The 19,682-nt window shown below is 39.9% G+C and carries 18 protein-coding genes; 11 read left to right on the top strand and 7 right to left on the bottom strand.

What is annotated here, in order from left to right; genetic code table 11:
• The first annotated feature begins 30 nt into the window (after nt 1-30).
• The gene (locus tag QWZ01_RS23045; protein WP_290327539.1) at nt 31-234 is read left to right on the top strand and encodes a hypothetical protein; all 204 of its coding nucleotides are present in this window, start codon (nt 31-33) and stop codon (nt 232-234) included.
• Nucleotides 235-463: 229 nt separating this feature from the next.
• Here QWZ01_RS23045 and QWZ01_RS23040 read toward each other — a convergent pair whose 3' ends face one another.
• Nucleotides 464-1,159 (bottom strand): SDR family NAD(P)-dependent oxidoreductase, encoded by a 696-nt coding sequence (locus QWZ01_RS23040; RefSeq protein WP_290327537.1) that lies wholly within the window; start codon nt 1,157-1,159, stop codon nt 464-466.
• Between the two features lie 255 nt (nt 1,160-1,414).
• Nucleotides 1,415-3,754: an efflux RND transporter permease subunit gene (locus QWZ01_RS23035; protein WP_290327536.1), complete on the bottom strand. Its 2,340-nt coding sequence runs from the start codon at nt 3,752-3,754 to the stop codon at nt 1,415-1,417.
• Nucleotides 3,755-3,913: 159 nt separating this feature from the next.
• On the opposite strand from QWZ01_RS23035, the gene QWZ01_RS23030 reads away from it, so the two are divergent.
• Both QWZ01_RS23030 and recO read left to right on the top strand, forming a co-directional pair.
• The gene (locus QWZ01_RS23030; RefSeq protein WP_290327534.1) at nt 3,914-4,270 is read left to right on the top strand and encodes a diacylglycerol kinase family protein; all 357 of its coding nucleotides are present in this window, start codon (nt 3,914-3,916) and stop codon (nt 4,268-4,270) included.
• A gap of 2 nt (nt 4,271-4,272) precedes the next feature.
• A complete protein-coding gene (gene recO / locus QWZ01_RS23025; protein WP_290327532.1) occupies nt 4,273-4,998 on the top strand; it encodes a DNA repair protein RecO in 726 nt (241 codons plus the stop codon).
• A gap of 1 nt (nt 4,999) precedes the next feature.
• On the opposite strand, the gene QWZ01_RS23020 is transcribed toward recO, so the two are convergent.
• Nucleotides 5,000-5,254, bottom strand: coding sequence for a hypothetical protein (locus tag QWZ01_RS23020; RefSeq protein WP_290327531.1), 255 nt, complete (start codon nt 5,252-5,254; stop codon nt 5,000-5,002).
• A 428-nt stretch (nt 5,255-5,682) separates the two neighbouring features.
• On the opposite strand from QWZ01_RS23020, the gene QWZ01_RS23015 reads away from it, so the two are divergent.
• The 5 genes from QWZ01_RS23015 to QWZ01_RS22995 all read left to right on the top strand — a co-directional run bounded on the left by QWZ01_RS23015 (nt 5,683) and on the right by QWZ01_RS22995 (nt 11,705).
• Entirely contained in the window at nt 5,683-6,210 is a 528-nt protein-coding gene (locus tag QWZ01_RS23015) for a DUF2062 domain-containing protein (protein WP_290327529.1), read from the top strand.
• 123 nt (nt 6,211-6,333) lie between these two features.
• Nucleotides 6,334-8,286, top strand: coding sequence for a hypothetical protein (locus QWZ01_RS23010; protein WP_290327527.1), 1,953 nt, complete (start codon nt 6,334-6,336; stop codon nt 8,284-8,286).
• A gap of 401 nt (nt 8,287-8,687) precedes the next feature.
• A complete protein-coding gene (locus QWZ01_RS23005) occupies nt 8,688-9,902 on the top strand; it encodes a glycosyltransferase family 87 protein (RefSeq protein ID WP_290327525.1) in 1,215 nt (404 codons plus the stop codon).
• A 17-nt stretch (nt 9,903-9,919) separates the two neighbouring features.
• Nucleotides 9,920-10,909 carry a glycosyltransferase family 2 protein gene (locus QWZ01_RS23000; protein WP_290327523.1) on the top strand — a complete coding sequence of 330 codons (990 nt, stop codon included), beginning with the start codon at nt 9,920-9,922 and terminating at the stop codon, nt 10,907-10,909.
• Nucleotides 10,890-11,705 carry a polysaccharide deacetylase family protein gene (locus tag QWZ01_RS22995; protein WP_290327521.1) on the top strand — a complete coding sequence of 272 codons (816 nt, stop codon included), beginning with the start codon at nt 10,890-10,892 and terminating at the stop codon, nt 11,703-11,705. The genes QWZ01_RS23000 and QWZ01_RS22995 overlap by 20 nt, the downstream gene beginning before the upstream one ends.
• A gap of 1,014 nt (nt 11,706-12,719) precedes the next feature.
• Here QWZ01_RS22995 and QWZ01_RS22990 read toward each other — a convergent pair.
• From QWZ01_RS22990 to QWZ01_RS22975, 4 genes are all read right to left on the bottom strand, one after another.
• Complete coding sequence (locus tag QWZ01_RS22990; protein WP_290327519.1) at nt 12,720-13,118, bottom strand: type II toxin-antitoxin system VapC family toxin; 399 nt, start codon at nt 13,116-13,118, stop codon at nt 12,720-12,722.
• Nucleotides 13,115-13,348, bottom strand: a complete 234-nt coding sequence (locus QWZ01_RS22985; RefSeq protein WP_290327518.1) for a type II toxin-antitoxin system Phd/YefM family antitoxin — start codon at nt 13,346-13,348, stop codon at nt 13,115-13,117. The genes QWZ01_RS22990 and QWZ01_RS22985 overlap by 4 nt, the downstream gene beginning before the upstream one ends.
• A 324-nt stretch (nt 13,349-13,672) precedes the next feature.
• Nucleotides 13,673-14,644 carry a CBASS system CD-NTase-associated NAD(+) hydrolase Cap12 gene (cap12, locus tag QWZ01_RS22980; protein ID WP_290327517.1) on the bottom strand — a complete coding sequence of 324 codons (972 nt, stop codon included), beginning with the start codon at nt 14,642-14,644 and terminating at the stop codon, nt 13,673-13,675.
• Entirely contained in the window at nt 14,641-15,699 is a 1,059-nt protein-coding gene (locus tag QWZ01_RS22975) for a nucleotidyltransferase-like protein (protein WP_290327515.1), read from the bottom strand. The genes cap12 and QWZ01_RS22975 overlap by 4 nt, the downstream gene beginning before the upstream one ends.
• A 122-nt stretch (nt 15,700-15,821) precedes the next feature.
• Between QWZ01_RS22975 and QWZ01_RS22970 the strand changes: the two genes are divergently transcribed.
• From QWZ01_RS22970 to QWZ01_RS22960, 3 genes are all read left to right on the top strand, one after another.
• Nucleotides 15,822-16,829, top strand: a complete 1,008-nt coding sequence (locus QWZ01_RS22970; protein ID WP_290327514.1) for a helix-turn-helix transcriptional regulator — start codon at nt 15,822-15,824, stop codon at nt 16,827-16,829.
• 28 nt (nt 16,830-16,857) lie between these two features.
• Nucleotides 16,858-18,342 (top strand): type I restriction-modification system subunit M, encoded by a 1,485-nt coding sequence (locus tag QWZ01_RS22965; RefSeq protein ID WP_290327512.1) that lies wholly within the window; start codon nt 16,858-16,860, stop codon nt 18,340-18,342.
• A gap of 108 nt (nt 18,343-18,450) precedes the next feature.
• Nucleotides 18,451-19,650: a restriction endonuclease subunit S gene (locus tag QWZ01_RS22960; RefSeq protein WP_290327510.1), complete on the top strand. Its 1,200-nt coding sequence runs from the start codon at nt 18,451-18,453 to the stop codon at nt 19,648-19,650.
• The last annotated feature ends 32 nt before the right edge of the window (nt 19,651-19,682 follow it).

Here is a 19,682-nt window from a genome sequence, read left to right as displayed (position 1 = left end):
ATTTATAAATGATTTTTTTAATTTAGACGGGTGAAAAATAAAGTAAAGCGTACAGTATTAATGTTATTAGTTGCGGTGATACTGTTTTCGGCATCAATGGTGATTCCCGCGTTACATAATTCAAAATGGAAGGACCTGGTACAGGGCGGCGCCTTAGGTTTAACGCTTGCCGGTATCATCAGCATTGTTACTCTCGTTATTGATTATTTAAGGGAAAGTAAAAGGGGCGCGTAGGTTTGTCTGAACCACGATTTATAAGAATTAACTGGATTTTTCCTCTAATGATATAGAGACACATGTGATGTGCCTTTTTTTTATTTGAAATCTTCTTTATGAATCGTAGTATTCCCTTAATCCCAAAAATCCCGGTTCAGACAATCTTAATATATACTCCTGTTTGCTCCGCCATCAACCTGTATGGTTGTTCCGCTTATATAAGCTGCCTGTTCTGATGCCAGGAAGGCTACACCATGGCTGCCAGCTCTTCGGGTTTGCCAATACGGCCAAGGGGAATGCTTTTGGTTTTCTCTTTTAAAGCTGTTTCCTCATCAACATTTTTGGGGAGGGTATGCTTTATCCTGTCGGTCAGGATGAGGCCGGGAGCTACATTATTTACCGTGATGTTATATGGGCCAAATTCATCGGCCATTAGCTTAGCCATGCCCACAACACCCATGCGCATACTGGTTGACAGCACCGAACCATTAAGTACCGCCTTTACCGAACCACTGATAATATTGATGATACGCCCGCTCCCTGTTTTTTGCATATGGGGCAACACCAGCCTGCTCAAGCGGGCAAAACTAAGCAGGTTTAAATCAAATGCTTTTTGCCATTGCTCGTCGTCAAAATTCTCGAACTTATCAAATGGAGGGCCACCGGCGTTATTGAGCAATATATCTATATGCCCAAAAGCCTCTGCTGATTTTTTGATAAACAATTCGATCTCATCGGCTTTGGATACATCAACAGGTATCGCTATTACATCATTACCCGTAAGCTGGCTGATGTCATTTGCTGTTTTGGCAAGCTCCGTTTCATCGCGTGAGCCGATGATCACTTTAGCGCCTTCAGCGGATAGCGTGGTGGCTATAGCTTTACCTAATCCTTTGCTGGCGGCAAGTACTACCGCTACTTTGTTGGTGAGTTTCAGATCCATGGTAATAATTATTCGGCGTTTATTTAAATTTCTTTTAGACTCACCCCGACATCGCTGCGCTTGTCACCCCTCTCTTTGCCTGCGGCGAAAGGAGGGGATTTTCTTTTATTTTTTCCCTGCCCTCTTTCCAGCGAAGCTGAAGAGAGGGCGGTCCAGCGAAGCGTAGACCGGGTGAGTCAACTATACTCCAGACCATTTCAAAGATTGTGTCTTTTCACGATCTGTTACTCCTTTGAAGAGAGCTGGGGTGAGGCATTAAGCCTCGTCAATATCCGGCCCTTTCAATTTATCACGATCAACGCCGCCTTCCAGGCTCAGCAAAAACGCGGGCAGCAGGGTTAAATTACTGATCATAGCCACTAACAGTGTTATGGATAGTAAGATCCCTAAAGCTACGGTACCACCAAATTTAGATACCGCGAATATACCAAAGCCAAAAAACAGTACCGTTGCAATAAATATCATACTTACTCCGGTTTCGCGAATGGTATCTGATACTATTTGCGATATCCCTTTATTGGTATGCCTCAACTCGTGACGGTAGCGGGTTATAAAATATATGGTTTGGTCAGACGAGATACCCATTGCTATACTGAATATCAGTATGGTTGATGGTTTTAAGGGGATGCCGAAAAAGCCCATGATACCGGCCGTAATGATAAGCGGTATCAGGTTAGGCACCAGCGAAACAGCAATCATTTTCACCCCCCTGAATAATATCCACATAACGCAGGCAATCAGAAAAATAGCCCAGGCCAAACTCTCATATAAATTCTTTAACAGGTAATTAGTCCCCTTTATAAATATAATGCTCGAGCCGGTAAGTTCTACATGAAATTTAGCCGGATTAAAAATTGAATCGATGCGGGGCTGAAGTTCGGCCAGTACGGCATTCATTTTTTTTGACCCTGCATCCACCATTTCAAATGTTACGCGGGTTACACGCCGGGTGCTATCCAAATAGGTATTCAGCGCACCCGAGGAGCTTTTGCCCGAGTTACTGGCGTAGTTGAGGATAAAATTTTGTTCAATGCCATCGGGTAAACGGTAGTATTCAGGGTTGCCGCCGTAAAATGCCTGGGTTGAAAATTTCAATACCTGGATCAAGGAAATTGACCGGCTAAACTGCGGGTACGAAGAAATAAGGGTTTCAAGCTTTTCAACTTTGCGCATAACTGCCTGGTTCATCACACCATTTTTGCGTTTGCTGTCAATACTTACTTCCAAAGGTAGCACCCCGTTAAAGTTTGATTCAAAGAATTTAAGATCTTCCAGCGTATGATTATGCTGCGGCAGATCATCAACCACATAACCATTAATATTGATACGGTAAACACCAACTGCCGAAATGATGAGCAATACCAAGGTGGTGATGTAGATAGTTTTGCGTTTGTTATGCACCAGATTATCTAAACCAATCAACAAGCTCTTCATTAACTTGCCATCTTTAATACCTGCCTGTTTTGCCTTTGGCTGAGGCAAATAACTAAATACAATAGGCACCAATATAAGGCTTAACGCAAATGTTGCCAGTATGCTTAAAGAGGCTACCAAACCAAACTGGGTAAGCAATTCGCTGTTGGTAAAGCACAATACACCAAAGCCAATAGCGGTGGTTATGTTAGCTATAAAGGTGGTTATACCTGCCTTTTCAAGTGCTATTTTCAAGGCGCCCATTTTATCGCCCGATAGTTCAAACTCGTGGTAATATTTATTGAGTATAAAAATAGTGTTGGGGATACCGATAACTACCACCAGCGGCGGGATGATACCGGTAAGGATGGTCATTTCGTAATGCATTAAAACCAGCGTGCCCAAACTCCATACTACCCCAAGCACCACAATAAGCACAGGGAAAATGACTGGAAAAAACGAGCGGAAGAATAGCAGCAGTATTAGTGCAGTAATAAGAATAGAAAGGCTCAGAAACATGGAAAACTCATGCGAAACCAGGTCGCCCACAACAGTGCGTATAAGCGGCAGACCGGAGTAATGTACCTTTATGCCGTGCTTTTGCTCAAACTCATGGCCAAGCTGATCTATTTTTTTAATGATAGGTACCCTGTATGGGGTGTTGATGATCTTATCATCAAAAGTGATAGCCATCAGGGTTGATTTGCCATCGTTGCTCAACACCAGGCCTTTATAAAAAGGAAGCTTTGCCAATTGCTGCTTAACGCTGTCAACCGCCTGTGCCGATGGCAATATGCCACTAACCAGGGGTTTTACTACAAAGCGGTGCTGGGCGGTATCTTTTTCCAGATTGTAAACATTGGCTACAGATACCACTGCCTTGATGCCTTTAACTTTTTTTAACTGAGTGCCTATCTGGTACCAGTCGTTAAATACATCTTTATCAAAGATCTTGTCTGATTTGATACCGATTACCATGGATGAAGCATCCTGGCCAAAGGTTTTTTTGAACTCATTGTACCGTATATAGGCCGAGTCGGTAACGGGCAATACTTTGCCGCCGTTAAAGGTTATCTTTACTTTTGATGCCTCAAACCCCATAAAGGCGCTCAATATTAAAACGCATATAAATACGGTGAGCCTGTTTTTGAGGATAAAAGAAGCAATATATTTCCAGAACATTATAAGTGAATTAAGGGCGCTGCTAAACTACGAATTTTGATCTATGTGCGGATTGCCCGTGTTGACATTGTGACAAAACCATAACTTCAATTGTAATTTTTAATGATGCCAAGTTCAAATAACTGGATTTTAAAAGCTTAATTACGTGTATTTTTGTATATGAAAAGACTGTTTAGAAGTTTTGGCTTTGCGTTTAAAGGAATAAAATACGCCTTTGATACCCAGCCTAATTTCCGGATACATTTAACGGCTGGCTCCATTGCTGTGGCCCTCGGCTTTGTATTGCAAATTTCTGCAGGGGAATGGCTATGGGTAATCCTGTGCATTGCGGCAGTACTCTCGGCCGAACTTTTAAATACAGCTATTGAAACACTGACCGATCTGGTTTCGCCTACTTACAATATCAAAGCCGGCCATGTGAAAGATGTAAGCGCCGGTGCTGTTGTTATAGTTGCTGCATTTGCCCTGCTGGCAGGAGCCATCATATTTGTGCCTAAAATTATTTCATTGTTTTAAACATGCTGCACAAAACAAGGGGTATTGTACTTAAAGCCACTGATTATGGCGAAAGCAGCGTGATAGTGCAGCTGTTTACCGAAAAATTTGGCCTGCAATCATACATCATTAACGGAGCAAAAAAGCCAAAGGCCAAAATAGGCCGCAATATGCTGCAACCGCTGCACCTGCTTGACCTGGTGGTTTATCATAAAAGCACCGGCAGTGTACAGCGCATATCCGAGCTAAAAAACTCGCCGGTATTGCAAACCATCCCTTATGATGTTATTAAAAGCTGTATTGCTATTTTTTTGAACGAAGTGTTATATAAGGCCATCAAGCAACAATCGGCTGATGAAAGTTTATTTGACTTTGTGTTTAGTGCCATAGAGTGGTTGGATCATCAGGCAGGCAATGTATCCAACTTCCATCTCCTGTTCCTGGCTCACCTTACCCGCTATCTTGGCTTTTTCCCCGACAGGTATTTAGCCTCCAATGCCGATTATTTTGATATGAAAAACGGCACCTTCAGCAGGTACAGGCCCGATAGTCTTCTATATCTTTCCCCACCGCACACCCAAAACTTTGGCTTGTTGCTGCAATGCAGTTTTGAAAATATGCAGCAATTAAAGTTCAGCAATGATGAACGCCGTTACCTGATACAAAAAATACTGGAGTACTATGCCCTGCATATTGAGGGCTTCGGCAATATACGCTCGGCAGATGTGCTGGAAGAAGTACTGTCGTGATCTACTGATCCGAATGTTCTAAAACATGTTTCTTAATAAACTCAATGCTTGAATCGGGGAGATCAGTACCTCCGGTTTGAATAACACTACCATCCGGCTGTATCTCCAGTTCCGAGTTGATGTTGTTATCTATAAAAACATGCAACTTGTTCTGCTCTTTTTCTACCCGGCAGGCCAGCTCCCGGCCCGAGTAACTGATATGAAATTCATACTTGCCATCTTTGGCAGCAGGTGAGGTGTCTTTAGGATCGATCATAGCGTGATGTGTTTTAAGGTTAACACCATCTATGAGTGGTTGTTTAATTTTATGGCAAATAAAATAAAGGGCTCAGCTGTTAAAGGGGGAGAAAAAGAGAAAGCTTATGGCTTTCTCTTTTTAGTTGACTGACCTCATTATTTACCATAAAGAACTAATTGGTTAGAACGATAATTAACAATTGTTACAAATATATGCACTATAGGATTAGTAGACTAATTTTTTAATAAAAATTTAACACGTATTTATCTAATAATGTGCGTTATAACTTGCAATTTACATTAGTGCATTAGGTTGTTATATTGGGGGCGAGCATCAGCATATTATCAACTCAATTGTGGTTATCGCCTTACTGTATAATAAAGATGCATATCTTTGCACCGGTTTAATGAAGCCTAACTGGGTAAGCTTTGTTTAACTTAAAACCAATGAGTTATATAAAAAAAGCAGGCATAAAACTTTCAGAACTTTGGCGTTGGATAGCCCGCTACGGCAATACCTTCATCGGTTTGTTCAGTAAAGAAAAAGGCAGGCAGTTTTTAAAGCAACACCTGTTTAACCCTGATCATTCTGCGCAACTCAAGGCTTTATCAATCGGTTTCGGGATATTTATGGGTATAGTACCTATATGGGGCTTTCAATTGTTAGTGGCGTTTTCCCTGGCCATGCTGTTCAGGTTAAATAAAGCATTGGTTATTTTAGCGGCCCACATTAGCTTTGCCCCTATGATACCGGTCATTATTTTTCTGAGCTATAAAGCCGGTGGCTTTTGGGTTGGTGATAAAACTACAGATATGCCTTTTGATGGTAGCCTCTCTCTAAAATCAATAAGCCTTCACCTCGAACAATATTTATACGGCAGCATATCCCTTGCCATTGTTGCAGGTTTGGCATCTGGCTTACTTACCTTTGCGTTGTTTAAAATAGTTAAAAGAAAACCTGTGCCAGCGGTGTGATACTCTAAAAACCTTAGGAGGATGTACTTACTTACTTTATCCCTTCCCTCAAATTTCCGAAGGCGGCATTAAACATTTATATTGGTTCCCGAATAAGCTTGTATTTCCCAAAACCAATTATATATGAGAAAATTTTTAGTCGCAATCCTTTTGCTCAACAGCTTTGCGATCCATGCTCAATCAAACCATAAGGGCATTCTTTTAAACATTAAAAATGCAAACACCAAAACTGTAAAAGATCATTCGGAAGTAAATGCCGCGGATGGCAACAATCCCATTGAACTAACATTTCAAACGCAAACCTGCGTAGGTATAAATCGCGAGGATAATAAATGGTATGTACTTCCCGTAAATGGATTGTCTGAAAAAATTAGCGCGAACACCAATTTGTGGGTTTTGCCTCAGGATGCACTTTCAAAGGATAATTCATATCTGATCAAATTATCAGGCACCGACTCCCTCACAAGTATCACCGAAAATGGCAATTTAAAAGTAAAAGTGTATGCTAAAAGGTTTGAGCTTTATACAGCCGAAGCCCGCCCACATAGCGATTGCTTTAACAACCGTTATACACTCGGCATACAAGGTGGCGATAACCTTGCAAACACTTTAGCAGGCTTTTACTGGGGAACCATGCTGCAATCAGTAATTGAAAAAACCAAAGCAAAAAACTATCCCTACTCAAGCGGATACGTGATCAGCACATTAAACCCGAAGGCTTATGCCGGTTCTTACCCCGATGTAGATCATGAGTTCCAAATAAAAGGACGACTTGCCTTTGCCTCCGACCTTGATATTGATGTGGTGAAACGAATGATTGAACTTCAGTTCAAATTAATGCAGGATGACCCTGAAGGATTATTCCGTGACCCGTGCTCTGTGCAACCCAGTGGTGAGCGGGAATACCATATCCGCCGCAATAGCCAAAATGGTAAGGTGAACGCCAATATGTTTTTGTTAACGGGCAATATGGAAGTTCTTGAAGAATCGTTTCACTATTTTGAAGCTACCAAAGATTCGTCATGGCTCAATAAAAATATTGGGAACCTTGAAAAAGCAGCTGCACTTACCATCGCAAACACCGACCAGTATGGGCGTGTATGGTCAGACGTATATTATGAGGACCAGGTAATGAAAGACGGGCGGGAAACCATGTCGGGTGCATTGGCTGCTTACACTTTTCAATTATTGGCGCAAATGGAAAGCATTTTGAACCGGGGCCAACAATCAGACTATTACACCGGTATCTCCAAAAAAATTGCCCGGCAACTGGTTCAGCCATTACCACAAGGCTTTTGGGACGAAAAGGAACAACGGTTTGTAGATTGGGTAGACAGAAGCGGGGTAAAACATAACCATATACACTTGCTGGCAAACATATTGCCGGTAATGTTTGGCTATACTACAGAAGCGCAAACCAAGGCGGTGGGCAATCTGGTGAATGCAAACCTGGCCGAATTTCAAAGGTTTCCAAGTTTTATTTCGGCAGATGTTGCGGCTTACAATAAATATGAAATTGGTGACGGCGGCCCATATGATCTTTGTGCCGCCGGGCGCTATTGGTGGTGGGATGCCTCATACTGGAAATGGCGAAACAACAATGATATGCTTTATAAACAACTCCAAACTGTTGCCGCTGAAGCCCTGAAAGACTCCTATTACATGGGTGAAAGATATGACATGAACCATGTATATTATGTGGATAACAAAGACTGGCACGGTGCCGATATGTATTATGAATATCCATGTGTTTATACCTCTGTACTTATAGATAATTTTTTAGGTATCCAACATGCATTAAATGCCGATTTACGTATCAAACCAAACCTAAACGGTTATGGAACAATAGAGTTTACTAATCCGCAATACAATATTCGTTATACAATTACATCAAAAGGTTTCAAGCTAAAGAATTTATCAAACAAGCCGCGTCGTTTTGCTGTCGACCTGTCTGCTGTTTTTAAAGAAAAGCGATTTAAGCTTGTTACCCCGTCAAAAAAGGAAACTACCGATTCAAATACAGTGATCATGCTATCAGGAAAAGAAGAGGCGAATTGGATAGTAAGCAATGAATAAACGATTTTAATATAGCTACATTCACGCATATATGGCGGTTAATTCACGAATTAACCGCCATTTCTTTTAGTTGTAATTAAAATTAAGTTTTGGCTAAAATCTAAGTTCATTACCCGCCTCAGAGATTGACATATCATAGTATCCGGAATGGAATATATTGCCATCATTTATATTCAGGAACTTCAATTGGATTCCCGGCTTTTTGGTGCTTATTCTTTCTCCTTTTTACACTATAAACCCGAGTTAGTTTCACTCCCCGTCTATTTATTTTTGCGCCTAAAAAAATTGAAAATTATTGACACTTTGATTGTAACGAATGTGATACATTATACGTAATCTTGTAATAGATTTATTACAATCCTGATTAATATTAAGAAATAAGCCCATAAGGCATTGCTTTAATGACTAATACTATTGATTTGCCTGAAAAACGCGGTATTTTTTCAAAATACCTGGGCGTTGCGCAAAAACTGTCAACCGGAAAATATTCAATGCTCGTGATATGGGCTATCATGGCGGTATTTATAACCAACGGCAGGCTAAACGCAAACGCTATTAATAATTACCTCATATTTAAATACGCGTTTATAAACGCAGTAAACCATACAGATCTGTACGCAGCATCTACATTTTATGGAGACACTAATCATTATGGCCCGCTGTTCAGTTTAATAATGGCTCCCTTCGCCATTATGAGCGATGTGATACAATTATATGCCTGGCAAATTTTCAACGTATTTCTTTTGTTTTTTGCCATACATCAATTACCGCTTTCTACATTAAATAAAAACATCATTTGCTTTGTATGCACGCAGGAACTTTATACCTCGCTCATTGAGTTTCAAACCAATGGGGCTGTTGCAGCGCTTATTATTTTAAGCTGGGTATTTATCCAAAACCGAAGTGACTTTTGGGCGGCATTTTGTATTATAGTTGGCCTATACGTTAAACTATACGGAATTGTAGGGATAGTATTTTTCCTTTTTTCCGAACAGAAGCTGAAGTTTATCGGAAGCCTTTTGTTTTGGGCGGTAATACTTTTTGTATTGCCAATGATCTTCTTTTCGCCGCAGTTTATCATTAACTCCTATGGGGGATGGTATCACTCCCTGGTACAAAAAAATCAATTAAATGTATTGAGCCAATACCAGGACGTATCTGTAGCAGGGATGATACGGCGAATATTTAATAATGATGGCTTACCATCATTACCTTTTATTGCCGGCGGTATGTTGCTGTTGGCGTTACCCTTTTTACGTATCAGCAGATATAGCGAACAATCGTTCCGTTTTCTGGCATTATCGTCAATACTGATGTTTACCGTATTGTTCAGTTCAGGGTCAGAACTTGTTACTTACATCATTGCGTTTGCAGGTGTGGGCATCTGGTATATGTCGATTGAACAACCTGTAAACAAATTAGAAATAGGCTTATTGTTGTTTGCCATTTATTTTGGCAGCCTTTTCGCAACCGATCTTTTTCCTAAATCATGGCGGGTAAATATTATTAAACCCTATAGGTTAAAGGTTTTACCATACCTGCTGGTTTGGCTTGCAGTGATCTATCAAATGCTCTTTAAACGAAATACACCAACTCCTTATTCACAATTAAATTAAGCTATTATTAGCAGGTTATGGTATCTGTAATTGATTACAATTATTCGAGGGAAAATCCGTCGAGAAAAATATCGGTAGTGATTCCTGTATACAATGAATCAACCAATATTCTGAAAGTCATCGAACGGTTAGACAAAGTTTTTATGCGGCTCAACTATCATCATGAATATATTTTTGTGGATGATGGTAGTGTTGACACAACAGCCGACGTGCTTAAAAGCATGCATGAACTTAACGGCAACATCCATTACATTGAACTAAGTAAAAACTTTGGGCATCAGAATGCCTTAAAGGCCGGGATGGATATGGCCAGCGGGGATTGCATTATTTCGATGGATGGTGACCTGCAACACCCTCCCGAATTACTGCCGCTATTCATATCAAAATGGGAAGAAGGGCACGAAATTGTATACAGCCGTCGCCGGGCCAGCGAAGGTAATTCAGCTTATAAAAAATTCACATCCAACTTATTCTATAACCTGCTCAACAAGGTATCTGAAGTAAAGCTGGAACAAGGCACGGCCGACTTTCGCCTTATTGACCGTAAGGTTGCCGATATCTTATTGCAGTTCAACGAAATTGAGCCCTTTTTGCGTGGAATTGTGAAATGGGTAGGCTTTTCGCAATATGCTATTGATTACGATGCCGAACAGCGTTTTTCCGATAAAAGTAAATACTCACTGAAAAAGATGTTCAGGCTGGCCATGCAGGGCATCACCTCATTTAGCATCAGACCCTTGTATACCGCAGTGTTTATCGGATTTAGTATTTCCTTTTTGTCCCTGTTATACTTTCCTTATGTAATTTACAGCCTGATGGCCGGTAAAGCTATTGCCGGCTGGGCGTCAATCATCACCACCATTGTGTTTTTTGGCGGCTTGCAGATCACGCTTATGGGAGTGATAGGCATATATGTAGGCAAAATATTCCTGCAAACTAAATTAAGACCTAATTATATCATCAGAAATACCAGTTTAGATAAGCGCTATGATCTTGCTAAGTTTTGATATAGAGGAATTTGACATGCCTTTTGAATACGGTCGAACTATCTCGTTTGATGATCAGATGGCAATATCTACCCAAGGCACCCGGGAGATATTGAGTATATTGAAAAAGCACAATGTAAAAGCGACCTTTTTTTGCACAGCAACATTTGCGTTGGCGGCTCCACAGTTAATAAAAAATATAATTGAGGCAGGGCATGAAGTGGCTTCGCATGGTTATTTTCATTCAGAATTTGAGACAAGTCATCTGGCCCTATCCAAACAAGTACTTGAGCAACTTACCTGCGAGCCTGTAAATGGCTTCAGGATGGCGCGTATGATGCCTGTTGACGAAGAAGAGGTGTACAAAGCCGGCTATGTTTACAACAGTTCTATTAACCCCACATACTTACCCGGGCGGTACAACAATCTGAAAAAGCCGCGCACCTGTTTTCTGGAAAAGAGTGTAATTCAATTACCGGCATCGGTAAGTCCGCTGTTGCGTATCCCTTTATTCTGGCTCTCATTCCATAATTTTCCACTATGGCTTTATAGGTTGTTGTGCAATAAAACCTATCGGCGCGATGGCTATTTAAACATCTACTTTCATCCCTGGGAGTTTACCGATTTGCAGGATAAAACACGTTTTGGCTTTCCGGGCTACGTGTCAAAAAACAGCGGCAAGCAAATGAGCGAACGTATGCATCAACTTATAGCGGGTTTTAAGCAACAAGGACTATCATTTACAACGATCACAAAATTTTTAGCTCATAAGCAGATCATAGCACCCGTACAACCCGTTTTGGATAAAGTGCACTGATAATAATTTGTAGATAAAACTAAATTGACACAATTTGAGTAAACCTTAAGTTTACATTAGTTTTATTTGGAAGAGAAAATAATAAATAGTTGCTCTATGAGTAAGCTAAACAAAAAACCTTATTCCAACAAAAAGCCCCTCAGAACTTAATCTGAAGGGCTTCATTTGGTGGAAGAGAGCAGATTTGATCATGTAAACTCCTTCATTCGATTTCCCCTTCATTCGATTTGCCAACTGATATGCGAAATTATCCACTTACCATTCTTTTTAACAAACTTGCAATTGTAATCTATTCGCTGATTTATGCTATAAAGAGAAACTAATGCCGAATCGTTACTATTTATAGAAAACTTAGACACAACATACCTCAAAGGTTTATCAGTTATTTTTGCCTTGGGTATTAGAGATTCATTTGAGTTCTTGGTTTCCTCAATATATCTAATTTTCAACCTATTCACTTCCCCCGGCCAGGATTTATTATAATATTTAAACCTGTGCGATTTAATTACATAAATTGTATTAACGTTTTTTGGAATCCCATCCATTACTTTGTCAGAGTTAAATAGGCTCTTTAAAATTTGCGCTGAATCTAAACTTTCATGCTTATTACCTGTGCCCGCACATCCGCATAAATATAAACTACAGATAAAATTTATAAGTATAGTTTTCACCATTAATTAAGTTATATAGATAGTAATCATGCCATGCTGTTTAAGAAAACAAACTATAGCTTGTTTAAGCTAAACAAAAAACTTTATTACAACAAAAAACCCCTCAGAACTTAATCTGAAGGGCTTCGTTTGGTGGGAGTTACTGTCCCCGAACCTTGTAATATTATAGACTGATCTACAATTAGTTATCGACCGCTCAATTTAACTGGTACTCACTTTGGTACACTGCCTGATGACATCCCAAAATTAAGTATTTTTCACAACAACGGAAATATCTCAACCCATTTCGATTTCCAACCCTCTTGGTCAATTTAATCGATATTGTAGCAGTTGTAGAAATAGACTACCACTCAACCTTCAGACCAATTGATTTGTAAAGAGCGACTTTCTCGTCTTTGCTTATCAGAATAAAATCTTTTAAAATAGCCTGGCGAATCAGCATTCTGTCGAATGGATCGCGGTGCCAGGCCGCCTCCACTTTATGATAAGTTGCGGACTCTTCCGAAAATAATGGTAACAGTTCAAATCCTGTTTGCTCTGCAAGCCTGGGCAGCTCATCGGGTGACACGCCATTAAGATCAAGCTTTCCGAGACCAAATTTCAAGGATATCTCCCAAAAAGTGACAGCGCTGATAAATACGTTATTACCTGAGTTTTCCAGTATCTTCCTTACTTTTTTAGTTAATTTATTGGGCGCTAACAAAGACCAGAGGAAGACGTGGGAATCGAGAATATAATTCATCCTAAAAAATCTTCTTCAGTCATCTGGTAGTCCGATTTGAAAGTAGCCTTAGCCTTTCCTTCCAATATTCCCAGTTTGCGTTTCGGTTTAACTATTTGCGCTTCCGGTAGGAAATAACCAACAATTTCTTTTTTGCGCCCATAAGTGACGGCAAAGCTAGCCCCGGCCTTAACCTGGTCAACTACATCCGAGAAATGGCTTTTGAATTCGCCAACGGTCATCGTCTTCATGCTTTTTACTTTTAGCAAAAATAATCAATTCATGACAACTTGTCAAGCAAAGGTTGCTTTTGATGCTAATATTTCAAATATTGCGTGATATGATTCAGCTTGGACGGGACTCGAACCACTCCTATAAGGGATTAATTTTCAATCGATTATATACCGCAAAAATCAGAAGGCACTAATTGGCCACCGTATTAATTGCGTCGTTTTAAAGTACTATCGTTATACAAATATAATAACTTTTGCATCTAAGCGATGGCACCAATCTTTAAAAACTTCTTTGTGTTGTGCTTTTTACGAATTATTTGCAAGTTTCTTCAACGGATCATTTTAAAGTTTCACATTCGTGAAAACCGTCACAAACCCTTTGGTAGCAGCGTTCCTACCAATGAGAAAATTTAACACTTTTGCGAAGTTTTCGAGCTCTCTCATTTCAAGATAATCAGTATCAAAATCTTGTCCTACCTGATTTGTTGGCAAGTATAGCTTGAGACTATCTACTATAGTGCTTAAAGTTGAAGGTATGTCAGACAATTGAATTTCAACAGGGTTGTCTTGATTGGCGTCTGGTGGGTCAACTTTAAAGTGAAAGGGATAGCCACGCGTACCTTGACTTACTGTGTTGTTCGTTGTGGAAGCTTTGCTAAGCTTATGCTTTTTATTATATAGTGTTGTAAAATTTGAAACGCCATTATCATCAAGGCGCTCAGGAATTATTACATTTATCTTAAAGCATTTTACACTTAGCTTCTTTCCTTCAATTTCTATAACACCAGAATTGTGAAGCTCCTCGCATACACGTTTTAGAAAACTGTTATAATAACCTATAGCTAGCGCTGTAGATGGTAGCAAACCAAGTTGAGCCATTTCCCCGACCTTAGCAATTTGCGATTTTATATTTTCTACTATCTTGTCCAGCGAATTATACTGGCCTGGGTTTCTGGTAAATTTAGCTACGGTGATGCCATCCAGGTCTGACGGTAAATCGGCATCTTCTTCAGCTATTAGATAGCATTTTTCTGAACCTGCAGAACCTAAAAATAATCCGAACTCAAAAACGACGTTATCGCGGGGTTTAGTTAAAGACTCGCCGCGCTGCTTGGTTAAATCATCTTTGGTGGCTAATAGAATAGAGAAATCTGCCAACTTTGTTTGCTTGATGAGCGAGTCAAGCCCGCTTTTATTCAATCCAAAAGCGTCAGTCCAGGGAATACATTCAACGGAATCACCTAAGAGGGTAATAATCTCATTTAAAGTAGTAAGCTGCTCGGATGATGATCCGATAAAAATTCGTTTCTTCATAATACTATACGGGAGTTTTTGAGATCAGTTAAAATAGAATCTATTTCAGTCATGAGGTTGCGCAAGCTTTGTAACTTCTCCGGTTTGCCAAAGAAAATATATTCTCTCCCATCTACAGATTTCAAAGCATATGCAGCATTGATATTATCAGCAAGTCGCTTCAGTTGCGCATAAAGAATAGGTACAAGTTGATAGAACGCGGCTGTTTGATACCTTGATACTTGTATATCATAGCAAATTGCATTAATATCAAAGCTTGTAAGGTCAATGGTCAAGTCAGACTTTGCTTTCAGATTTTTTAGAAAACGTATCATTTTCTTTAATCGGCCTGCAGTCAAAGCGCTCCTTTCATTAATTCGCTCAATGCTTATAGATGGATAATCTACCTTACCCTTGGCGTGTTCATGTTTATTATAAACCTGTATTCCGCGATAAGCACCTTTATTATTTACTATTGATAGCACATCATCGTACCAATTGGCAATTACAATATCTACCTCCCTCTTCAAATCCTTGTTCTCAATCTTAATGGATTTAGGTTTGTTGATATCGCAAACCAGATATTTGCTTTGAAGAGTTACTTCACTGTCGAGTCTTAGCTTTCTTAAATCGTCTAAAGCGTTTCCTGCATAGTTAGTTAACTCTGTCTCATAGCGAAGTTTTTGCAACTGTGTAGTTTGATAACCGGAGGTATATCCTTCATTTAGAATCTGCCTTACACCTGCACTATCCCAACTATAAAATTTGTTCGAAATAACTAATAAGTCTATATCGCTGTATCCTTTAATGTGAGTATCAGTCAATACAGAACCTTGATATTGAAAATCGGCATCTAAAATGCCACCATTTTTTAAATGCGTTTTCACCCTTTCACCAGCTTCTTTGCTTCGCTGTGTATAAGCTGGCTCAACACCGTTCATTGCATATCGAACATATTCCAAAACGTCTGCATAGCTGATACTCGAAAGCTCTTCGTTGATGGATTTCTCAAATATTAAATTTTCAGGATCAAGCCTGCTTCTTAACTGTCGGGTAAGTTGTCTGTAATCTTGCATTGTGAATCTCCTTTTGATTGAATTCGTTCCTTTATAAAATCAAAGGTGAGAAGTACTTGTGCAATGTATCTGCACAGGAATTTTGTATTTTTAAAGGCCCAACACTATCACAAATTGAAGCTATGGCAGTTAATAAAGCAGCACTTATAAGGTATAAAATCTTAGATCGATGTTTCCGCAATCCAGGTAAAAAATATTTTATAGAGGATTTAATTGAAGAATGTAATAAGCAACTTTTTGAAATAGATCCCAACTCAAAAGGCATTCAACGTAGGCAGATTCTTTACGATATTCAATACATGGAAAGTGCAGAAGGCTGGTCTGCAGAGATAGATCGCATACCTTTTGGAAAGAAAAAGCATTTCAGGTATCGTGATATCAATTTTTCGATCGATAATCAGCCATTAAATTCCGCTGAGATAGAACAACTTAGTGCTGCTGCCGAAATTCTATCGCGATTTAAAGGTTTACCGCAGTTTGAGTGGGTAAATGAGTTCGCTCCCAAATTAGAGCAATCTTTAACAGTTGAATCGGACAATCCAATAATTGGACTGGACGGTAATGAATATTTAAAAGGAGTAGAACATATCAGTCCTCTATTCCATGCTGTACTAAACAAGAAGGTTGTTAGAATCAGTTACCAATCTTACAAAAGTTTGGCGCCAGGCGAATTTATTATCCATCCTTATCATTTAAAGCAATACAATAACAGATGGTTCTTATTTGGGCTTAACGAAAAACTTAAAAAACTAACTAACCTAGCGCTTGACCGGATAGTATCCATAGCAACTTGCGACGTGCCGTATCATGATAACGACAAATATAATTTCAACGAATATTTTGAAGATATTATTGGTGTAACGAGGCCGGATGAAGGTGTAATTGAAAAGATACTTTTAGAGTTTAATGAATCAACTTTACCCTATGTATTATCTAAACCACTGCATGGGTCGCAAAAGACAATTAAGACGGAAGAACGAACATTAATATCTATCGAGGTGATGTGTAATTTCGAGTTAGAAAGCTTGCTTCTGTCATTTGGAGATAGGGTTAAGGTTATTTCGCCACTGCACTTACAAGACAAAATAAATCAACGGCTACAACAAGCTGCAACGAAATATAAAGATTAAATTTGGACCGATTTTATATTTAAACTAAATGCTTAACCAATCTCTACGATCACAAATAGACAAGATATGGACCACCTTTTGGTCGGGTGGTATATCCAACCCTTTGACAGTAATTGAGCAGATTACCTACCTGCTGTTCATCCGTCGGTTGGACGAATTGCAGACCTTAAAGGAACGTAAGGCTACCTTATTAGGGACATCTGTGGAAGACCCGATATATCAGATCGATGATCAGCCATTACGCTGGGGTGTATTTAAGGACATGGACGCCGAATCTATGTTCGAGCTTTTTAGAAAGGTTGACGGCGTCTTCGACTTTATGAAGAATAAGGGCGCATCTAAAGATTCGTCTTTCAATAAGTACATGAAGGGTGCTACCTTTATGATACCTACGCCTCGTTTGCTACAACTGGTAGTAGATTTGCTTTCGGCGGTGGACATGAACGACCGGGATACCAAAGGTGATGTATACGAGTATCTGCTTAGTAAAATAGCCAGCGCAGGCACTAACGGACAATTCCGTACGCCAAGGCATATTATTCGCATGATGGTGGAGATGACCAATCCCGGCCCCGAAGATGTGATTTGCGATCCTTCTGCGGGTACCTCCGGATTTTTGGTAAAGGCTGCTGAATATATATTGGAAAAGCATCCCAACCTTTTAACGAATGCGGAAATGCGCAAGCATTACGAGAATGACATGTTTATGGGTATGGAGTTCGATGCTACCATGATCCGCATTGGCGCTATGAACCTCCTCTTGCATGGTATTGAAAATCCGCAATTGGTGGACGTGGATGCATTGAGCGAGGCCAACAGCAGCTTCAGGAACAAGGCAACTTTAATACTGGCCAATCCGCCATTCAAAGGATCGTTAGATCATGATTCGGTTGACGGCAGCTTGAGCAGCGTTGTGAAAACTACCAAAACTGAATTGCTGTTCCTGGCCTTGATACTCCGGGGACTTAAAGTTGGCGGTCGTGCAGCGGTCATCGTGCCTGATGGCGTGCTTTTCGGTTCGTCGAATGCCCACAAGCAGATACGTAAAGAAATACTGGACAACAACCAGCTTACCGGGGTGATCAGTATGCCGAGTGGAGTGTTTAAGCCCTATGCAGGAGTAAGCACGGCCGTGTTATTTTTCACCAAAACCGGTGCAGGCGGCACGGACAAAGTTTGGTTTTATGATATGAAGGCTGACGGGCTAAGTCTTGATGATAAGCGCCAGCCTGTTGCCGAGAATAATATACCGGATATTATTGCCCGCTGGAACAACCGCCATGCAGAATCTAACCGCCTACGTACCGAACAAAGCTTTTTTGTGCCTCATGCCGAAATACATGCTGCCGGGTACGACCTGAGCATTAACCGTTACAAAGAGGTGGAGCACGAAGAGAAAATCTATGATGTTCCGGAAGTGATAATTGAGCGAATTACTGAACTGGATAAAGAACGTAGCGAAATGATGACCGAATTAAAAGCCTTACTTCAACAGCAAAATGCCACAGTATAATTCTTACACCAGACTTGCTGAGAATCGGCTTAAGATATACAACCTTATTAAAATAATACCGATAATTAACAGAGTGAACAACGGATTGAAGCAGTATAAATAGAAGAAATGAGTATTGTCAAAATACATGATGTCGCTAAACAAATAAGAGGAGTATCATACAAGCCATCCGACGTTTCGGATACTTTATCGAAAGACTATTTAACAATATTGCGTGCCAACAACATTACTGAATATGGTATCAAGTTAGATGATTTAGTATATGTTAGCCGGAAATGCATTTCTGAAAAGCAGTTATTAAAGAAAGGTGATATTCTAATTGCCGCTAGTAGTGGAAGTAAGCATATTGTTGGTCGCGCAATTTCAATTGAGAACGATATTGAGGCATCATTTGGCGCATTTTGCAAAGTAGTAAGACCCAATGAGAGAATTGACCATGGATATTTAGCTAATTACTTCCGGTCGTCATCTTATAGACGCACAATTTCTCATCTATCAGCTGGTGCAAATATCAATAATATACGGAATGAAGATATTGATAACTTAGTAATTCCCCTACCACCCCTCACCACCCAAAAACGCATCGCCGAAATATTAGACAAAGCTGACGCCTTGCGCAAAAAAAACCAGCAACTGCTAAAGCACTACGACGACCTTGCCCAAAGCTTGTTCATTGATATGTTTGGCGATCCTTTGCGAAATGAGAAAGGATGGAATACTGAGACATTAGGAAATTTGATCTTTGATGGGCCACAAAATGGACTTTATAAAAGTGCAAACGACTATGGATCAGGGATACCCATCCTGCGAATAGATTCGTTTTATGATGGTGTTGTGTATAATGTTGATAAATTGAAAAGAGTCAACGCAACAGAGAAAGAAGTAAAACTGTTTCAAATCTATGAGGGTGATATAGTCATTAATCGTGTAAACAGTAGAAGTCATTTAGGAAAATGTGCATTAATTCCCAAACTTCAGGAACCTACACTGTTCGAATCAAATATGATGAGGTTAGAAATTGATAAAAGCATTGTCAATCCAGTATTTTTAACACGTATACTTATACAACCCTTTATGAAGGCTCAAATATTGGGACGAGCGAAAGATTCAATAAATCAATCGAGCATAAATCAACAAGATGTAAAATCCTTTTGGGCTCCCGTTCCTCCAATCCAGCTTCAAAACGATTTTGCTCAAACATTTCAGAACATAGAACAGCAAAAGCAAAAAGTAAAGGCCCAAATGCAGGAGTCAGAACATTTATTCCAGGCGCTACTGCAACAGGCGTTCAATGGCGGTTTAAATTAATTTTTTATATTAGCCTATAAAACCAGGGCTTT

This window comes from Mucilaginibacter aquaedulcis (assembly GCF_030409325.1).
Classification (GTDB): Bacteria; Bacteroidota; Bacteroidia; order Sphingobacteriales; family Sphingobacteriaceae; genus Mucilaginibacter; species Mucilaginibacter aquaedulcis.
This window is presented reverse-complemented; position numbering and strand designations above follow the sequence as displayed.

Excerpts from the sequence above, each read along its gene's own strand:
- QWZ01_RS23030 (WP_290327534.1), top strand. The coding sequence starts at position 3,914 with ATGAAAAGACTGTTTAGAAGTTTTGGCTTTGCGTTTAAAGGAATAAAA.
- recO (WP_290327532.1), top strand. The coding sequence starts at position 4,273 with ATGCTGCACAAAACAAGGGGTATTGTACTTAAAGCCACTGATTATGGC.
- QWZ01_RS23005 (WP_290327525.1), top strand. The coding sequence starts at position 8,688 with ATGACTAATACTATTGATTTGCCTGAAAAACGCGGTATTTTTTCAAAA.
- QWZ01_RS23010 (WP_290327527.1), top strand. The coding sequence starts at position 6,334 with ATGAGAAAATTTTTAGTCGCAATCCTTTTGCTCAACAGCTTTGCGATC.
- QWZ01_RS23020 (WP_290327531.1), bottom strand. The coding sequence starts at position 5,254 with ATGATCGATCCTAAAGACACCTCACCTGCTGCCAAAGATGGCAAGTAT.
- QWZ01_RS22995 (WP_290327521.1), top strand. The coding sequence starts at position 10,890 with ATGATCTTGCTAAGTTTTGATATAGAGGAATTTGACATGCCTTTTGAA.
- QWZ01_RS23000 (WP_290327523.1), top strand. The coding sequence starts at position 9,920 with ATGGTATCTGTAATTGATTACAATTATTCGAGGGAAAATCCGTCGAGA.
- QWZ01_RS23015 (WP_290327529.1), top strand. The coding sequence starts at position 5,683 with ATGAGTTATATAAAAAAAGCAGGCATAAAACTTTCAGAACTTTGGCGT.
- QWZ01_RS22965 (WP_290327512.1), top strand. The coding sequence starts at position 16,858 with ATGCTTAACCAATCTCTACGATCACAAATAGACAAGATATGGACCACC.
- QWZ01_RS23035 (WP_290327536.1), bottom strand. The coding sequence starts at position 3,754 with ATGTTCTGGAAATATATTGCTTCTTTTATCCTCAAAAACAGGCTCACC.
- QWZ01_RS22990 (WP_290327519.1), bottom strand. The coding sequence starts at position 13,118 with ATGAATTATATTCTCGATTCCCACGTCTTCCTCTGGTCTTTGTTAGCG.
- cap12 (WP_290327517.1), bottom strand. The coding sequence starts at position 14,644 with ATGAAGAAACGAATTTTTATCGGATCATCATCCGAGCAGCTTACTACT.
- QWZ01_RS22970 (WP_290327514.1), top strand. The coding sequence starts at position 15,822 with ATGGCAGTTAATAAAGCAGCACTTATAAGGTATAAAATCTTAGATCGA.
- QWZ01_RS22960 (WP_290327510.1), top strand. The coding sequence starts at position 18,451 with ATGAGTATTGTCAAAATACATGATGTCGCTAAACAAATAAGAGGAGTA.
- QWZ01_RS22975 (WP_290327515.1), bottom strand. The coding sequence starts at position 15,699 with ATGCAAGATTACAGACAACTTACCCGACAGTTAAGAAGCAGGCTTGAT.
- QWZ01_RS22985 (WP_290327518.1), bottom strand. The coding sequence starts at position 13,348 with ATGAAGACGATGACCGTTGGCGAATTCAAAAGCCATTTCTCGGATGTA.
- QWZ01_RS23040 (WP_290327537.1), bottom strand. The coding sequence starts at position 1,159 with ATGGATCTGAAACTCACCAACAAAGTAGCGGTAGTACTTGCCGCCAGC.